Origin of the sequence: Paracoccus shanxieyensis, assembly GCF_009711265.1 — a bacterium.
Taxonomy (GTDB): domain Bacteria; phylum Pseudomonadota; class Alphaproteobacteria; order Rhodobacterales; family Rhodobacteraceae; genus Paracoccus; species Paracoccus shanxieyensis.
Map to the genome: position 1 here is coordinate 1 of NZ_WMII01000025.1, position 15534 is coordinate 15534.

Below are 15534 nucleotides of genomic sequence, written 5' to 3' on the forward strand. Positions count from 1 at the left end.
AAAGCCGGCAAGGCGAAGAAAGTGGCCATTACCGCTATCATGCGGCGCATCATCATCCTTGCGAACACTTTGCTTCGCGAGAGGCGAGATTGGCTGCCTGAACGCCCTTGACCAAGACGGATACTCGACAAGATGCGTCTGAAACCGGTCTACCGCGACCGGGATCGCTGCCTGCGCCGCCGAAAGGTCCTCCAGTGGGCGGCTTGGGGTGTCCCCGGCGAGCCGGGTTCTTTCCAGAAATATGCCCACCTCCTCGATCCGGACGGTCCCGTCCGCCGACCGGATCACCACGGCCCACCGGTCCACGACCGGGGCCCCGTTTGCGTTCGGGATCGCCCCATGCAGGATGACGGCAACCTCCCCCGGAGGCAGACGGCCCATGAGTGGCGCGACCGGAGCCGTGTGTTCGGGGAAGAAGGTGCTGGACCGGTCTGCGAACCATTGAAGGATTGGGTGCCCATCCCAGAGGAATTGAACGGTCGGCCAAGCGCGCTCCTGCGCCTTCGCGTTGTTGATCGCCTGGTTGATCACTCCGGGTTGGTCGGTCAGCTCGATCCGGCCTCCGGGGCCGACCGCTTCCTCCGGCATGAATCGCCCATCCACCGCCCCTTCGCTCGCGTAACCAAACCCATCGCGCGCGCGCATATCATCAGGGATGGTGAGCTGGATTAGACGGTCGGCAGCTTGGATCTTCGGCTGCTCCGGGAAGGCTTTCTCCTCCGGTCTGGACAGCCGCTCGATCATCGCCTTGGCGTAAGTGAATGTGTCCGGGTACAGGCGAGGCGGGGCTTGATCCGTCGGGTGTGCCGCGTCGGCCGGAGCCGGGGCTGCGTAATCCCCAAAGAGGGCCGCAAACTCATCGTCGACCGACATATGGGTGACGGCTTCAGCCGCCCGGGCGTCCATCTGGCGCTCGAACGCCTCCGCGCCGATGCCGGTGGCGACAGCCTCCGCGACCACCGCTTCTTCCCCGTCCGCGTCCCCGGCGCCGAGGAACACGGCCGGGTCGCCGACGCCGGCTTGGGCCGCCTCGTCTTTCGCGACAAGCTTCTCGAGGACCCACATCTGCCGCACCTTCGGGTGCGTGCTCTCGCCCACGAAGTAGCTGATCTGCGGGGGACGGTCCTGACCGTAGCGGTCAATCCGCCCGTTGCGCTGCTGGAACCGCAGAAGGGACCAGGGGAGGTCGAAATGAATCAGCCGGTGGCACTGGAAGTGGAGGTTGAGCCCCTCGGACGCCATGTCGGAGGCGATCAGGATCCGGATCGGTGATCGCTCTTGACCGAACGCCTCAATCACCTCCTGGGTCCGGACGTCAGCCTCGACGCTCCCCCCATCCACCCGCGCTACCTGGTCGGCCGAAAGGCCCAGGTTCTCGCGCAGCCGGTCCGCGAGCCAGGACACGGTTGCGATCCGTTCCGAGAAGATGACGAGCCGGTCCCGCGCCGCCCGCCCGGTCCAGTTCAACTGGCGCAGCAGGCGCAGGAGCTCCTGATACTTGCTGAACGCGCCCGTATCGATTGCGGCCACGTGGTCCGCCAGCGCCCGCAGTCGGTCCCGGTCAGCTGGGGTGCCGCGGGCGGTCCCGTTTTCGATCCCCCGGATCCGTCGCGAGAGCGTCTCAAAGCAAGCGGCCGGGCTGGAGAAGATCGCCTTGGCGATCGTGGTCCGGAACAGGTCGATGGCGCGCCCTCGGGTCTGTTCCTCATCAAGATCGAGGTGGAGGTCCGCGATCGCCTGATAAGCCACCTCTTCTTGCGGGCTGAGCGGGAAGCGGCGCGGGAAGAGCTGCCGTTTCGGGACCTCTCGGCCGATATCGGCGACCACCTCCGGCGACGAGCGGAACCGGCGGACGACCAGATCCTCGATGTCAGACCGGTGCAGCCGGGTCGGGTCCGGAACCCTGGTCGGGTCCAGCATCTTGATTAGACTGGCGAAGCTTTCCTGAGACCCATCATGCGGGGTTGCGGTCAGGAGGAGCAGGGAGTCTGTCCGGCGAGACAGGAGCTGCGCCAGCTCCGCCCGCTGCGAGTTCGACCCGGCGGCCGACTTCCGTTCGGCCGCGTTATGCGCCTCGTCGATGATGATCAGGTCCCAGTAGGAATGTTTCAGCGCGTCCCGGATCTGGTTGTCCCGTTTCAGGGTGTCGATCGAGACGATGGATCGGTCGAACTGGTCGAACACGTTGTAATGAGCCGGGATCTTGTTTCGCATCCGCCGGATCGCGGCGCTGTCGAGCCGGGAGAGCGGGATCGAGAACCGGGTCCAGAACTCCTTTTGGAACTGGGTCAGCATGGCCCGTGTCGTGACCACAAGGATCCGGTCCGCCCGGCCGCGCAGAGCGAGCTCTGAGGTGATTAGGCCCGCTTCAAGGGTCTTTCCGAGGCCGACATCATCCGCGATCAGGAGCCGAACTCGGTCTTGCGCCAGTGCCCGCTCCACTGGCAGATGCTGGAAAGTCAGATCGTCGATCGCGGCCCGACCAAGCGTAAGCGGGCGGCGGGTTGTTGTCGGTGTTGCCCGAAATGCGGCCGCTAGATGCAGCTTTGTGTCAATCAGCCCGGATGACGTGTCTGGGACAAGCTTGACGGCAGCGGGGTCAAGAACGCGCGCGCCCTTTTCGAGGTCCCAAACGAACCGCGCCTCCTTGTCCCGGACCAGACCACTCAGGCCCCGACAGTGGACCTCCCGGAACCCGCGCTTCAGCGTCGAGGTGCCCAACACTTTCCAGGTGGCAGAGCGGATGCTGATGACGGCACCAGGTGTGGGGATTGTCGAACTCATTTCAGACGCACTCTTCTCAATTCAAGACCGGCGAACCATATTTCTTTGGACGACGCTGATGAAATCGTTCCACTCACGGCGCTGCCGCTTCCAGTGTCTCACGGTTGAGCAGTACGATCTGCTGATCCTGAGGCGCTCGTGCCCCCGGATCAGTATCCAGTCCAAGCCGTCGCAAGGTGTAATATAGAAGCGCGCGCCTGACCTTAATGGCGGCCTTGCCGGTTTCCATGCCGTAGTCGAGCGCGATGACCTTTGCCTGCGTCGGGGACAGATCAGGATGAGGGCCTATCTCGAGGACAACTTCATCATTCCAATCAACGTCACCGGAAGGCAGCGCGGCGCTCTCAGTGCAGCCGCGAATTTGAATCATCCGAGAGAGAAGGAAATCCTTGAAGACCTCGTCGGAGAGACAATAGGCGCGCGCATGCCAGCGGAAGCCATCAAAAGCAATGGCGTGGGGCGCGATCCAGCGCCAACGTGGCTCGGGGTTCGACAAGGACTGATATTTGACCTCAATCGCTTCTGAGCGCCGGATGGCCCCCACAACTGACCGGAGCGTGACAGGGTCGACGCCTCGCACGGGCGTGGGCGAGGCTGCGTAGGGCGGCAGGTCGGCTATCCACGAGTCTTCCCTGTCGAGGATACCGTCAGCGACAGACCGAAGCTGGGCCAGATACCGGCTGGCGTCAGGCTCTAGAAACTGTGGCTTGAACCCTGGCCCGCGCACGTAGGTCCGGGCACTCTTGTCATAGACCATGTTGTCGGGGGCAAAGCCGATATAGCGATTCAGGTCCATTGAGGCCTGGTTCACCGAAACCCCGAATTGATCCATGAGATCACTTCGGTTCACGTGCCCCTCCCAGAACAGGCGGAACTCTATGAACTCGAGACGTTGCTCGACTCCCCAGCGCAGATCCGACTTGTCGTTGGACACGACTTCCCCCCAGCACAACTGTGCGCATTGAAACTATGCGCGCCCAATAACTGGGCCTCCGCTGACCCTAGGGCTTAGGGTTCAGTTTTTCAACGCAAATCGGGCGAACGCATGATGAAAAGGGGCGTGATTGCCTACCTCGCATGGCTGCTGATTGAACTCATCCGTGCTGCGATGGCAGGGCATCGGCACGGCTTCACAAGACTTGGGTGTTCGCGGCACGAACGCCCGTTTATGTCCTGTAAGGTATTCCAAGACAGGTTCGCTCGATGCGCTCTCTTCTCATCCTCCTTCTGTTCTCCTTTCTTGCCGTCACCCAAGCCCATGCCGATCGTTTGACCGGCGTTGCCAGCGTGATCGACGGCGACACACTGGAAATCCGCGGGCAGCGCATCCGGTTGCATGGGATCGACGCGCCGGAAAGCGGGCAACTTTGCGCCACGGCCGAAGGCCAGCGTTGGCGGTGCGGACAACAAGCGGCGCTGTCTCTCGCCGACAGGATCGGGCGCCGACAGATCAGCTGCACAGTGCGCGATATCGACCGCTATGGCCGCGTCCTTGCGGTCTGTCATCAAGATGGAACCGATCTGAACGGCTGGCTCGTGCGTGAGGGGTGGGCTGTCGCGTACCGCCAGTACAGCCGCGCCTACATCGGCGATGAGACGGAGGCGCGATCGACGCAGCGCAACATCTGGTCCGGGCACTTTGACATGCCGTGGGACTGGCGCCGCGCGCAGCGTGGTGGCTGATGATGGATGACAGCCGTGATCTGGCGATGTCGCTGATCATCACGGCAAACGTAAGTATTATCAGAGTTGCGATAGTATATTTTCGTATGTATGCTGGCTGAAGATCGCTGAGGGTCTTTGCCATGCGTGTCCAAGTCAAAAACCTCCTGAAGGTCACCTTGCCGGCTCTCGCCTTGGCCGGTCCGATTTCTCCGACGCAAGCAAGCGCCCAAACCTATCCGATCGACTGCGCCATCCTGTTGTGCCTGTCAGGCGGGTGGCCAGCGTCCGTGCCATGCGCCCGGGCGCGGGCCGAGTTTATCCGGCGCATTACGCCCTGGCCGGTGGAGCCGCCGCTCCAGATCTGGCGCTGCCCGATGGGTGCCTCTTTCGAAGGTCCACCGATGCCGCGCGCGACGGAGCGGGTCATCGAAGCCCTGTTTCGAGGCGCTGAACCTCCAGCAAACTTTTCATCCGCAGTCTTTGACCTTGCCGCTGTCGGTGATGACAGGCTCGATCTCGAAGGCCCGAACGCCACTTGGGGCAACCTGGTGAGGGCTGATTTCGCCCTTCATCTCGCCGAAGACCGCGCCGACATTGATATCAGCGGGCCGGAGTTCAACTTCGTGCGCTCCATTCGCGTGTACGATGTCCGACACGCATGGCAGCGGGAATCCGGCGAGGATGGCGACTGCAACCGGAGCGCGACTGTCGTGCTCGGCTCCTACGGCACACAGGGAGACTTTTCGTGGAGCACGTCGTCACCCGCAGCGCTCCCTGCTGCGCATGTCGGTCTCGAGGGATGGGGCGAGCATTGCCCTGGGATCTGGCACAGGTCCGTCTTCGTGGAGTGGCGTGACTACAGCGGGACGTACGGCTTCGAGCAGGTCAATTACTGACGTCGCGCCACATCGAAGTCGGGCAGGCTCACGAACGAATTGACCCGGCCCCGCAGGCGCGGGCGCCGGCACATGGTCAGGGCTTATGAAGCCCGTTTTCGCCCATGTCAGTCGCCGCGACAGGGCAGTTGCGTGAGTGACGCGAAGTCGATCTCGGCTTTGTCAGCGTCGCAGAGATCCGGGCAAAGCTTCGAGACGCGCTGTGGCCCGCGCGCGTCCCAACGGACTGCCAGCGCGCCTGTGTTCCAGCGATAAACCCAACCGGCAATACTGCTCTGATCGGCTGCAATCAAATTGGCGATCGCAACGGCTTCGACCATATCTTCCTTCACTGGTTACCGACCTTCTACAATTGGGCTGTGCGGATTGCAGCCTCGGCTTCCTTGGACCTGTGCTGCAGCGGCATGCTGGGTTTCGTGAAAATGGGTTGGGTGTTTGTCCTTGCGCCACCGGCATTCACGCCGGGAGGCGTCAGATGCTTGGCGCTCGATGCAAGAACCGGCTCAAATCCGATGGTCGGGCTCCGTGGCTGCTTGAACGAGCGCCAGCATCTCGGAGGGATCAAAGCCCATAGCGCGGGCGAGGACGACCAGTTCGACGACGTCGATCCGGCGCTGGCCGCTCTCAATTCGCGCCACGAGGGATTGATGGCACATGAGCTTTGCCGCCAGCTCTTCCTGACCGAGACCCGCCTTGATGCGTGCCTCGACGAGAGCCTGGCAAAGTGCCACCTGTCCCTTGCTTCTGATCGTTTTCGCCACGCGCCACATACCTCTTGTGACGTCGCTAGCGGAGGAAATCTGTTATCTAAAAAGTAGATAAGTGAGGGTGTTATCGGCGTCGGGTTTCCATGGGGTGCGAATCTGCTGCTCCCGCCGCAGCCCATCAATCCCCTACCAATTGCAGAAACCGACCATACTCCTCGCTGACCTCCCGCGCTTCCTCGAAAGCGCGGGCGCGCTCGCCATCGAGACAGCGGAAGTAGCTCTGGATGTCCTGAATGTAGGTTTCGAAATCGCCCCGGATGAGGTCGGCATAATCGCGGGCCGCTTCCGAATCGCTCGGCACGAAGGGACGGGGCGGCGCGAGGCACGATCCGGCTAAACCCGCTCCAGGGAGGCAGGCTAGAAGGACCATAGCTTGCAACCCGACCAGGTCCGTCAACCGTGGGTTTCTCAAACCTGTTATCTCCTTGAACGCGGAGGTGGACCGTGGCTAGTGTTTGCGTGCCAAGCTACAACACGAGCGATATGATTATAGCTTGCGGTTAATAATATACTATCGTAACTCTGGGCTTCAAGTGGGAATGCCCGGGGTTGCGCTATCGCAGAAAGCGTGAGCCGGGCCATGAACTGGGACATCGAAGCACCAAATGTGGTTACGGAAGCACGCTTCCGCGAGCTCGTGGAACGCGGCTACAGCGCTGAGATCTTGTGCCAGGAGACGGCACATCAGAAAGGCCCCAGCTATTACGGGGTCTGGATCATGCGCGTCGTGTCGGACGAGGGTGTCGAAAAGCTTCTCGTCACTGCCCGAACCCGAACGACCTACAACGACATCAAGATCCGCGAGTTCAAGACGATCTCTGGCGTCGTGTCTTTCTTCCTTGGCCTTGGCTTTACGCATGTCGACCTGCCGCTCGTGGCAGGCACAAGCCGGAGCCACAAGCTCTCCCCAGCAAACACTACTGCCTCGGCCAAGACCCCGTCAGACGGGGGCGCTGACAGCTAACCTCCTTTGCCTCTGGCTGCTGGCCACACCGGCCGCGGCGCAGATGGTCCTGGTGATGGAGAGCGACGGATCTCTCACCGCTTCCCGCTCACAAGACAGCTTCGCGCGCCATTACCAGGATGGGGTTGCCGTGGGCCCGGGGACCCGGGGCTTGACGATCCTTGGGACGGCAGATGCTTCGGGAGATCCCGACACCGATCCTTCTGCAGGTGTTGAACGGCCCCGCGCTTTACCAAGCCCCGAGGTGCTGGCGGCGATCGAAGCGACGGGGCTGCGCTATGCCAGCCATCCCGGACTGCGCCGCGCCACGCTCTCCGTGACCGACTGGCTCATGCTCTACCGGGCCAATATCGAGGTGGAAAGCGCCTACCGGCAGGAGGTGGTCTCGACCGCCGGTGCGATCGGTCTCGGTCAGCTCATGCCCGAGACGGCAGAAGAGCTCGGCGTCGACCCGACCGACCCCTTCGAGAACCTCGACGGCTCGGCCCGTTACCTCGCCTTGATGCTGCGCGAATTCGGCAATCCGCAGCTGGCGCTGGCCGCCTACAACGCCGGACCCGCCGCAGTGCACCGTTATGGCGGCATTCCCCCCTACCCGGAAACCCAAAACCACGTGGCCCGTGTCCTGGCTGTCGTGGCCCGATTGGAAGGATCAGATTCATGAGACGGATTTCGACGCTCCTGACCGTTACCCTTGCGCTCTTCCTGGTCGTGGCAGAACCTGCTCTCGCCCAGAGCATCGACCTCTCCCCGATCCAGAGCCTGTTGCAGGGCATCGTCGATGCGCTGACCGGCCCGCTTGGCGTTGTGATCGCGACGCTGGCCGTGCTCGGGGTCTTTCTCAGCTGGTTCTTCAACATCATCGATCTGCGCCAAGCGCTTTGGGTGCTTGTCGGCATCGCCGGTGTCGCGGCGGCCCCCACCATCGTTGCTGCGGTCTTTGCCGGTGGCTGAACGCTCGCCCCTCTTTCTTGGGCTCGTGCGCCCGCCGAAGCTTTTGGGCCTGCCCATCATGTATGCGATGGTCTGGCTCTTCGGCTCGGTGCTTCTCTTCGTCTGGGTCCAGCACATCGCGGTGCTGGGCGTGGCCGGCCTGCTTTATCCAGTGCTTTGGAAGGCCGCCGATTGGGACCCGCGCTTCATCGATGTGATGATGACGTCGCTGCAGGAGACACCGCCCACGCGCAACAGGTCCATCCATGGCGGGGATAGCTATGCCCCGTGATGACGCCCATGATCCAGCGATCGATCCCCGCACGATGACGCCGGAATGGTATGCGCGCGAGACCCGCCTCGCGCATATGCTGCCCTATGTGAGCCTCGTCGACGACCAGACCGTGCGTACCCGGGTCAACGAGCTATTCCGCTGCATCCGGCTCGAGGGGATCAACAGCTACACGACCGACGACGCCTATCTCGACAAGGTGACGGCGCTCTTTGCCCGCATCGTCGCGCAGCTTGGGCCGGAGTTCAGCTATTACGTCCACAAGGTCTCCAAGGCCATCACACCGGATCTCGACCCCATCCGTGGGGACAGCTTCGCGGGCGAGGTGGACCGGCGCTGGCGCGCGAAACTCGGAACCAGCGGGCTGCGCGACAAGACGCTGACGCTCACCGTCATTCACCGCCCGCCCCCCAAAAGCCTCCTGCCGTTTCTGAGCCGCAGCGCGCCGGACCGCCTGAGAGAGGAAACCCGCAAACGCCTGCAGCGCCTGGGCGAGGCCGTGAACGTCTTCCTCTCGGGCCTCACCGAGCTCAAGCCGCGGCTCCTCTCGGCCGCATCGGGGGAGTTGGTGGGGTTTCTGGGGGCGCTCAACACCGGGCAAGAGCTGCCGCTCTACCCGGCAAACACCTACGGATTTCTGTCCTTCAACGTCGCCAATACCCGCGTGACGTTCCACGGAGACCATTTCGAGCTCTCGGAAGGCGTGGTGGGCCATCGCTACGGCAAGAGTTTCACCATCGGGGAATATTCCGAAGGCACCTCCTGCACGATGTTCGACATGCTGAACCTGCCGGTCGACATGATCGTCACGCAGTCCTTCACGCCGATCAATTCGAACCTCATGGCGGGCCGCATCAAAAGGCAAAAGCGGCAGATGCAGGCGAGCCAGGACGCCGCCCTCTCGCTCATGGAAGCCCTCGACATCGCCGCCGACGATCTCGAAGCCAAGCGCCAGAGCTTCGGCGAGCACCACATGGTCGTGACGCTCTTCTGCGACACGCTCGAAGAGCTGCAGACCCTCAGCGCCGAGATCGTGAACGCCGCCGCGACCGAAGGCGTGAAAATGATCGGCGAGCGGGTCGCTGCCAAGGCGCATTACCTGAGCCAGCACCCCGGCAACCAGCCCAAGCGCGTCCGCGCCAGCGCCGTCACCAATCGCAACTTTGCGGATTTCGCGGCCTTTCACCGGACGCAGCTCGGCAAGCCGGCCGCACAAACCCCCTGGGGCCGCGTCATCACCTATCTGCCCACGCCCGAGCAGAGCGCCTACCGGTTTTCCTATCACGAGCAGGGCTCGCCCGACAAAGAACCGACCAGCGGCCATACCCTGATCATGGGGCGCCCCGGGTCGGGCAAATCAGTGCTCTCGGCCTTCCTGATGACCCAGGCCCGTCGCGCGGGCGCGCGTATCTTCGTTTTCGACTACCGCCTCGGCATGGAGATGGCCGTCCGCGCCAATGGCGGGCGCTACGCTTCCCTCAAGGCCGGTCAGCCCACGGGTCTCAACCCGCTCTGGACCGAGACCGATGCGCGCGGCACGGCTTGGCTCTCGGATTGGCTCACAACGCTGCTCTACCGCGCCGACAAGCCCCTGACCCCAGCACAGACCAACCGCATCCAGGAAGTCGTGCGCCAGAACGCACAGGCCACGAACCCCGCCTTGCGGAACTGGCGGGATTTCGCATCGCTTTTTGTGTCCACCGATGATGGCGGCGATCTGCACCAGCGACTGCTCGAATGGACCGAGGACGGCCGCTATGGCTGGATCTTCGGGCAGAGCCTCGAAGACACCTTCTCGCTTAAAGGCGATGTGGTGGGCTTCGATCTGACCGGCATTCTCGACAGCGAGGCCGACAAGGAGCGGATGGCCGTCCTTTCCTATCTCTTCCGCCGGGTCGAGCGCGAGATCGAGGATCGCCGCCCCACCATCATCGTGATCGATGAGGCCTGGAAGGCGCTCGACAACGCGTATTTCGCCGAGCGGCTGTCGAACTGGCTGGTGACCGCGCGCAAGCAGAACACCGTTGCGGTGATGATGACGCAATACGCAAGCCAGCTCGAACGCACCCGGACCGGCAAGACCATCGTCGAGGCGGTGCCGACGCAGATCCTGCTGCCCAATATCCGCGCCAGTGCCTCGGATTACGCCATGCTGAACCTCACGGAGAAGGAGCTCGACGTCCTTCTCAACACGGGCAGCAATAGTCGCCTGGCGCTGATCCGCGACGATCAGGGCTCGATCGTCGTCGATGCCGATCTGAGCGCGCTTGGTCCCATGCTCACCATCCTCGGCGGCATGGAAAAAGGCGAGGCGCTCGTCGGCGCCGATTACCGCGACCGCCCGGACTTCTGGAGGCTTTCATGATCCGCATTCTCTTGTCCCTTGCCGCCCTCGGACTGCTCGCCTCCTGTGCGCAGTACCGCGAGCCGCGGGCCAACTGCTTTTCCTTTCTCGCCTCGACAGGTTCTGCGGGCGCGACAGCTCTAGATTGCACATTTGCGCCACTTGGGGCAGCGGAGGGCGGCATTGACGTCTAGGCTTCCCCACCTCCTCGCATTCTGCCTGCTGCCGGGTCTCGTTGCCGCCCAAGGCGTGCCAACCGATGACAGCGGGCTGACCGCGCGCGACATCGTCCAGACGGGCGACCGCGAGGCAGACTTGGCCCTGCAGGCGGACAAGCTTGCCGTGCGCGAACTCATTGCCGAGATCGAACGGGAGCAACTCGCCACCCTGCAACGCATCCTCGACGCCCAGACCAGCTTCGGGGGTCAGGGCTTGCCCGCCATGGTCTCGGGGCTGGAAGGCGGCAGCGGTGATCCAGACCGCTCCGTCGAGGCGGTCTATGGCACCGGCGAGATCGACCCCAACCCGGGCGGCGCGCAGATGTTCGGCGATGCCGCGGAAAACGTCGAAGAGCTCATCATCCGCGTGGCCCAGGAGACCAGCGGCTTTGCCGGTGTGACCCGCGCACGCCTCTCCCCCGTCCAATGGCGCGCGCTCCTGCAAGCCCTGATCTGGCAGGAAAGCCGCTTCACCATCGATGCCCGTTCCCCCGTTGGCGCCTATGGTCTCACCCAGATCATGCCGGGCACCGCCAGCGATCTCGGCATCAACCCGGAATACTTCTCGAGCCCCTATCTGCAGGTGCATGGCGGCGCGCGCTACCTCGCGGCCCAACTCGACACCTTCGACGGCAACATCATCTTCGCGCTGGCCGCCTATAACGCCGGGCCCGGCCGGGTCTTCGAGTATGGCGGCGTGCCCCCGTTCCGGGAGACCCAGCATTACGTCCAGGTCATCCCGGAGCGCTACAATCTCTATCTGAGCCGGATCGGCGGGATCGATGCGCTCGGCACGATCGATCCGGCAGATCTCGCCAATGCCAATCTCTCCCTCACGGGTCACGGGGCGGCCTTCTACGGCAGCAACTCACCCACCGCGATCCGCCAGGCCGCGCTGCGCATTGCCGACATCGTCGAGCGGATTTCCGAGACGGAAGACGTGCAGGAGAGCATCGCGCTCAACACCTATGCCCGCGCCGAGCTCGTGCGCCTCGTCGCCGCCCGTATCCGGCTTCAGGCCGCCCGTACTCGCGTTCTCTCCGCCGAAGAACTGGCCCAGGCCAGCGCCCGCATGGCGGAAAGCACCTTCATGGATTTTACGATCAGGGAGATTGAGTGATGAGACCTGACCTCTTGAACATGGGCCTTGCCGCCGCTCTCGGGTTCGCCCTGCAGATCGCACCCATGACCCCGGCCTCAGCACAGGGCGTGCCCGTCGTCGACACCCAGAACATCGCGCAAAGCATCCAGCAGCTCCGGCAGATGATCGAAGACGAGATCTTGCAGAACGAGCAGCTGGTCCAGCTTCGCGAACAACTGGCCACCCTCACCGAACAACTCGCCGAGTTGCAGCGCACCTACGAGGCGCTGACCCGTCTCGCCGAGCTCCCCGAAATCATCCGTACCCAGATGGAAGAGGAGCTGAACGGCCTCCTCGACCAGGAGTTCGGCGACATCCTCGCCACCATCGAGGCCATCAAGACCGGAGACTTCTCCGGCCTCTCGGGCTCCGGCGCAACCGAGATCGAAACCCAGATGGACCGGGTGCTGGCCGATCTCGGCTTCGATGAAGACACGCTCGCGGAAATGGCGCGCAGCGACAATGCGAGCGCCAACCGCGTGGCGACGCAAGCCACGACCGGCGCGCTCGTCTCTGCCGCCGCCCAGAACAGCTATGACGATGCAGGCCAGTCGCTCGAACGGGTCGACCGCCTCGTCGGCCTCATCGACGACATGGATGAGCTCAAGGAAAGCATCGATCTCAACACGCGCGTGACGGCGGAGCTCGCCATCGCGCTGGTCGCCATGTGGCAGCTCGAAGCCATCCAGACCGTGGGCGACGGCACGGGCGGCGTGATCGATGCCGCCACCATCGCCGAGGAGCAGCGCTTCATGGATTTCACCCTGCCGGAATTGCGGGCCGAGTGAATGCGGGGTGTGACGCGTGGCGAGTGAACAGGAAATCATCGAGGAAGAACTGGTCTATGGCGCGCTGCGCCGCGAACGGCTCTGGCAACGCCTTGGCCTGACTGGGCTTGTCTTCGGCATCATCGGTTGCCTGAGTGCTGCAGCCGTCGCGATCCTCGATGTCGACCCGCCCCCCGTCGTTGTTCCCTATGATCCCGCCACCGGCTTTGCGCTCCCCGAGGCTTCCGTGGGCGCGACCTCGGTGACCGCCAATCAGGCGATCATCGAGGCGGAGGTCTTCCGCTATGTGACCGACCGCGAGGTCTACAACCAGCTCGACAACGATCTGCGCATCCGAAGCGTCCTGCGCCGCTCGGACGGGGCCGCCGAGAGCGGGCTGCGCCAGCTGTGGAACAGCGCCAACGCGGACTATCCCCCCACCGTCTATGGGCCGAACGCCCGTCTCGATGTGGAAATCCTCAGCATCACCCAGATCGGTTTGAACCGCGCCACGGTGCGCCTGCGCAAGCGCCTGACCTCGATCAACGGCACCCAGACCGGGCTCTTCACCGCGACCCTCCTCTTCGAGTTCCGCCCCGAGACCCGCCGCTCCATCGACGAGGTCTGGACCAACCCGTTCGGGTTCACCGTGCTCGAATATTCCATCCGCTCCGACAGATTGGAGAATTGACCCGTGTCTCGTTTCCGCCTGCCCCTCCTCTGTCTTGCCCTTCTCCCGGGCCTCGCCTTCGCCGAAGCCATCCCGCGGAGCGGCCCGCATGACAACCGCGTGCGGGTGGCCACCTATCAGGAGGGTCAGGTCTACCGCCTCAGCGTCTCGCTCACCCATGTCACCACCGTCGAGTTCGGCGAGGGTGAGAGCATCCGCTCGATCATCGCGGGCGACACCGAGGGCTTCGAGATCGATGGCGTGCCAGGCGGGCAGGCCTTCGCAATCAAGCCCGTCGCGCGCGGCGTCCACACCAATGTGACGGTCTACACGAACCGGCGCAGCTACTACTTCAACGTCGAGGAAGCCTCGAACCCGACCTTCTATGTGGTCCAGTTCCGCTATCCGGAGGATGAGGCGCGCCCGAGCCGTGTCATCGCGGCGCAAGCCCCCAATGACAATTACGGGGCCAGCGCCCAGACCGAGTTCACCCCAACCCGGGTCTGGGATGACGGGACCTTCACCTATTTCGCCTTCGCGCCGAACGCGCCCGTGCCCGCGATCTTCCGCTACGCGAACGGCCGCGAGCGCACGGTCAACACGCAGGCCCCCGAGGATGGCGTGATCCGTGTCTCCGGCGTGAACCGCCAATGGGTCCTGCGACTAGGTGAAGAGCTGGTCTGCATCGAGGCGATCCAACCCGCGGAGGCCTCATGAGCGAACCCGAAAACCCCGAACTGGAAAGGCGCCTCGCCGCCCTAGAGAAAGGCAGCGCCCGCGCGCCCAAAACAGCGCCGCGCCGATCGCCTCTTCTTGCGCTGGTCGTGGTCGGCATCATCGGCGCGGGCGGCGCGCTCCTCTTTTTCCTCTCACAGCCCGAGGAAGAGGTGGCCCTGCCCACAGCCACGCCGGATGTCTTCCAGAGCGAGGGGGACGGCTTCGGGGCCATCGAGACCTTGCCGCCGCCCGAGCCCGAGGTCGTGTTCGTCGCACCGGACCCCGTCGAGCCCAATGCCGAGCTGCTGGCGCAGATCACCGCCTTGCAGGCCCAGATCGAAGAGTTGCGCAACGCACCTGAACCCGTCGTCGAAGACAACACCGCCGCGGCCGAGGCCATCGATGCATTGACCGCCCAGATCGCGGCGCTGCAAGCCGCCTCGGAAGCCGCACAGGAGCGGTTCCAGGCCGAACTGACGGCCCGGGATCGCACCCTCGAACAGCTCCGCATGGATCTGGAACTGGCTCAGCTTGAGGCCAACCGCCCCCAACCTGCCCCATCGGGACCCACGGAGGATGAACTCCGCGCACGCGAAGAAGAGCGGTTGCGCCGCGAGGAGGAAGCCCGGCGGCTGGCCGACCTCGAACGGCGCGCCGCAGAAGAACGCGCCTTTCAGGAGCGGCGCATCGCCTCGCCCACCATCGCCTTCGGCGGCCCATCCGGCACCGCCGAGACGGAGCTTGCGCAGCGCAGCTTCGGCGAGGTGACGGATTTCGTGCTTAACGGCGCACTGCCCTCGACGGTGACGCAGGCCGAGGTGATCGCCAATCCCTCCAACACCATCATCCAGGGCACCATGATCCAGGCCGTCATGGAAACCGCCCTCGACAGCTCACTTCCCGGCCAGACCCGTGCCGTGGTCTCCGAGGATGTCTACAGCGTCGATGGCACGCGCCTCCTGATCCCCCGCGGATCCCGCCTCATCGGGCGCTACCGCGCCGGCGTCGATATCGCGCAGCGCCGCGTCACCATCGCCTGGGACCGGATCATCCTGCCCGACAACCAGACCGTCCAGATCAGCTCCTTTGGCGGCGACGAGTTGGGCCGCTCCGGGGTCACGGGCTTCGTGGATACGCGCTTTGCCGAGCGTTTTGGGTCTGCCGCCCTGATCTCGCTGATTTCCGCGGCACCCAGTGCCGCCGCCTCCGAGGTCCCGAATGAGACGGCCGCCAACGCGCTCGAGGACGTGGGCGATGAACTGGCCGATGCCACCGACAGCGTCTTGGGCGATTACCTCTCGATCGGCCCCGTCATCTATGTCGACCAGGGCGCCCGCGTCACCGTCATGGTCGACCGCGACTTGGAGATCTTCTGA

General features: G+C 63.9%; 16 protein-coding genes and 1 pseudogene. 12 read left to right on the plus strand and 5 right to left on the minus strand.

The window, feature by feature from the left end:
* Positions 1-1140: 1140 nt before the first annotated feature.
* A pseudogene (locus tag GL284_RS21625) lies at positions 1141-2784 on the minus strand (SNF2-related protein); the annotation flags it as partial.
* 73 nt (positions 2785-2857) lie between these two features.
* Positions 2858-3718, minus strand: a complete 861-nt coding sequence (locus GL284_RS18335; protein WP_131390007.1) for a WYL domain-containing transcriptional regulator — start codon at positions 3716-3718, stop codon at positions 2858-2860.
* Positions 3719-3987: 269 nt separating this feature from the next.
* Between GL284_RS18335 and GL284_RS18340 the strand changes: the two genes are divergently transcribed.
* Positions 3988-4467, plus strand: coding sequence for a thermonuclease family protein (locus GL284_RS18340; RefSeq protein ID WP_131390005.1), 480 nt, complete (start codon positions 3988-3990; stop codon positions 4465-4467).
* 122 nt (positions 4468-4589) lie between these two features.
* Positions 4590-5345 carry a hypothetical protein gene (locus GL284_RS21380; protein WP_165496739.1) on the plus strand — a complete coding sequence of 252 codons (756 nt, stop codon included), beginning with the start codon at positions 4590-4592 and terminating at the stop codon, positions 5343-5345.
* Positions 5346-5452: 107 nt separating this feature from the next.
* Here GL284_RS21380 and GL284_RS18350 read toward each other — a convergent pair whose 3' ends face one another.
* From GL284_RS18350 to GL284_RS18360, 3 genes are all read right to left on the minus strand, one after another.
* A complete protein-coding gene (locus GL284_RS18350; protein WP_155045972.1) occupies positions 5453-5665 on the minus strand; it encodes a hypothetical protein in 213 nt (70 codons plus the stop codon).
* Between the two features lie 183 nt (positions 5666-5848).
* Entirely contained in the window at positions 5849-6106 is a 258-nt protein-coding gene (locus tag GL284_RS18355) for a helix-turn-helix domain-containing protein (RefSeq protein ID WP_131390001.1), read from the minus strand.
* 124 nt (positions 6107-6230) lie between these two features.
* On the minus strand, positions 6231-6482 hold the full coding sequence (locus GL284_RS18360) for a hypothetical protein (RefSeq protein ID WP_131390107.1): 252 nt from the start codon (positions 6480-6482) through the stop codon (positions 6231-6233).
* Between the two features lie 210 nt (positions 6483-6692).
* Here GL284_RS18360 and GL284_RS18365 point away from each other — a divergent pair, with 210 nt between their 5' ends.
* From GL284_RS18365 to GL284_RS18410, 10 genes are all read left to right on the plus strand, one after another.
* Positions 6693-7076: a hypothetical protein gene (locus GL284_RS18365; RefSeq protein ID WP_131389999.1), complete on the plus strand. Its 384-nt coding sequence runs from the start codon at positions 6693-6695 to the stop codon at positions 7074-7076.
* A 43-nt stretch (positions 7077-7119) separates the two neighbouring features.
* Positions 7120-7740, plus strand: coding sequence for a lytic transglycosylase domain-containing protein (locus GL284_RS18370; RefSeq protein ID WP_131389997.1), 621 nt, complete (start codon positions 7120-7122; stop codon positions 7738-7740).
* Complete coding sequence (locus tag GL284_RS18375; RefSeq protein WP_131389995.1) at positions 7737-8030, plus strand: TrbC/VirB2 family protein; 294 nt, start codon at positions 7737-7739, stop codon at positions 8028-8030. The genes GL284_RS18370 and GL284_RS18375 overlap by 4 nt, the downstream gene beginning before the upstream one ends.
* Entirely contained in the window at positions 8023-8301 is a 279-nt protein-coding gene (locus tag GL284_RS18380; RefSeq protein ID WP_131389993.1) for a VirB3 family type IV secretion system protein, read from the plus strand. The genes GL284_RS18375 and GL284_RS18380 overlap by 8 nt, the downstream gene beginning before the upstream one ends.
* Complete coding sequence (locus GL284_RS18385; RefSeq protein WP_131389991.1) at positions 8291-10666, plus strand: VirB4 family type IV secretion/conjugal transfer ATPase; 2376 nt, start codon at positions 8291-8293, stop codon at positions 10664-10666. Before GL284_RS18380 ends, GL284_RS18385 begins: the two co-directional genes overlap by 11 nt.
* Before the next feature lie 162 nt (positions 10667-10828).
* Positions 10829-11983: a lytic transglycosylase domain-containing protein gene (locus GL284_RS18390; RefSeq protein WP_196216812.1), complete on the plus strand. Its 1155-nt coding sequence runs from the start codon at positions 10829-10831 to the stop codon at positions 11981-11983.
* Positions 11983-12792 (plus strand): type IV secretion system protein, encoded by an 810-nt coding sequence (locus tag GL284_RS18395; protein ID WP_165496738.1) that lies wholly within the window; start codon positions 11983-11985, stop codon positions 12790-12792. The genes GL284_RS18390 and GL284_RS18395 overlap by 1 nt, the downstream gene beginning before the upstream one ends.
* 16 nt (positions 12793-12808) lie before the next feature.
* Positions 12809-13462: a VirB8 family type IV secretion system protein gene (locus GL284_RS18400; protein WP_035714607.1), complete on the plus strand. Its 654-nt coding sequence runs from the start codon at positions 12809-12811 to the stop codon at positions 13460-13462.
* Between the two features lie 3 nt (positions 13463-13465).
* Entirely contained in the window at positions 13466-14158 is a 693-nt protein-coding gene (locus tag GL284_RS18405) for a TrbG/VirB9 family P-type conjugative transfer protein (RefSeq protein WP_131389987.1), read from the plus strand.
* A complete protein-coding gene (locus GL284_RS18410) occupies positions 14155-15534 on the plus strand; it encodes a TraB/TrbI/VirB10 family type IV secretion system protein (protein WP_131389985.1) in 1380 nt (459 codons plus the stop codon). Before GL284_RS18405 ends, GL284_RS18410 begins: the two co-directional genes overlap by 4 nt.

What these genes read in the sequence shown, in the direction of transcription:
- GL284_RS18340 (WP_131390005.1), top strand. Translation starts at nt 3,988, where the DNA reads ATGCGCTCTCTTCTCATCCTCCTTCTGTTCTCCTTTCTTGCCGTCACC.
- GL284_RS21380 (WP_165496739.1), top strand. Translation starts at nt 4,590, where the DNA reads ATGCGTGTCCAAGTCAAAAACCTCCTGAAGGTCACCTTGCCGGCTCTC.
- GL284_RS18350 (WP_155045972.1), bottom strand. Translation starts at nt 5,665, where the DNA reads ATGGTCGAAGCCGTTGCGATCGCCAATTTGATTGCAGCCGATCAGAGC.
- GL284_RS18360 (WP_131390107.1), bottom strand. Translation starts at nt 6,482, where the DNA reads ATGGTCCTTCTAGCCTGCCTCCCTGGAGCGGGTTTAGCCGGATCGTGC.
- GL284_RS18365 (WP_131389999.1), top strand. Translation starts at nt 6,693, where the DNA reads ATGAACTGGGACATCGAAGCACCAAATGTGGTTACGGAAGCACGCTTC.
- GL284_RS18370 (WP_131389997.1), top strand. Translation starts at nt 7,120, where the DNA reads ATGGTCCTGGTGATGGAGAGCGACGGATCTCTCACCGCTTCCCGCTCA.
- GL284_RS18375 (WP_131389995.1), top strand. Translation starts at nt 7,737, where the DNA reads ATGAGACGGATTTCGACGCTCCTGACCGTTACCCTTGCGCTCTTCCTG.
- GL284_RS18385 (WP_131389991.1), top strand. Translation starts at nt 8,291, where the DNA reads ATGCCCCGTGATGACGCCCATGATCCAGCGATCGATCCCCGCACGATG.
- GL284_RS18395 (WP_165496738.1), top strand. Translation starts at nt 11,983, where the DNA reads ATGAGACCTGACCTCTTGAACATGGGCCTTGCCGCCGCTCTCGGGTTC.
- GL284_RS18410 (WP_131389985.1), top strand. Translation starts at nt 14,155, where the DNA reads ATGAGCGAACCCGAAAACCCCGAACTGGAAAGGCGCCTCGCCGCCCTA.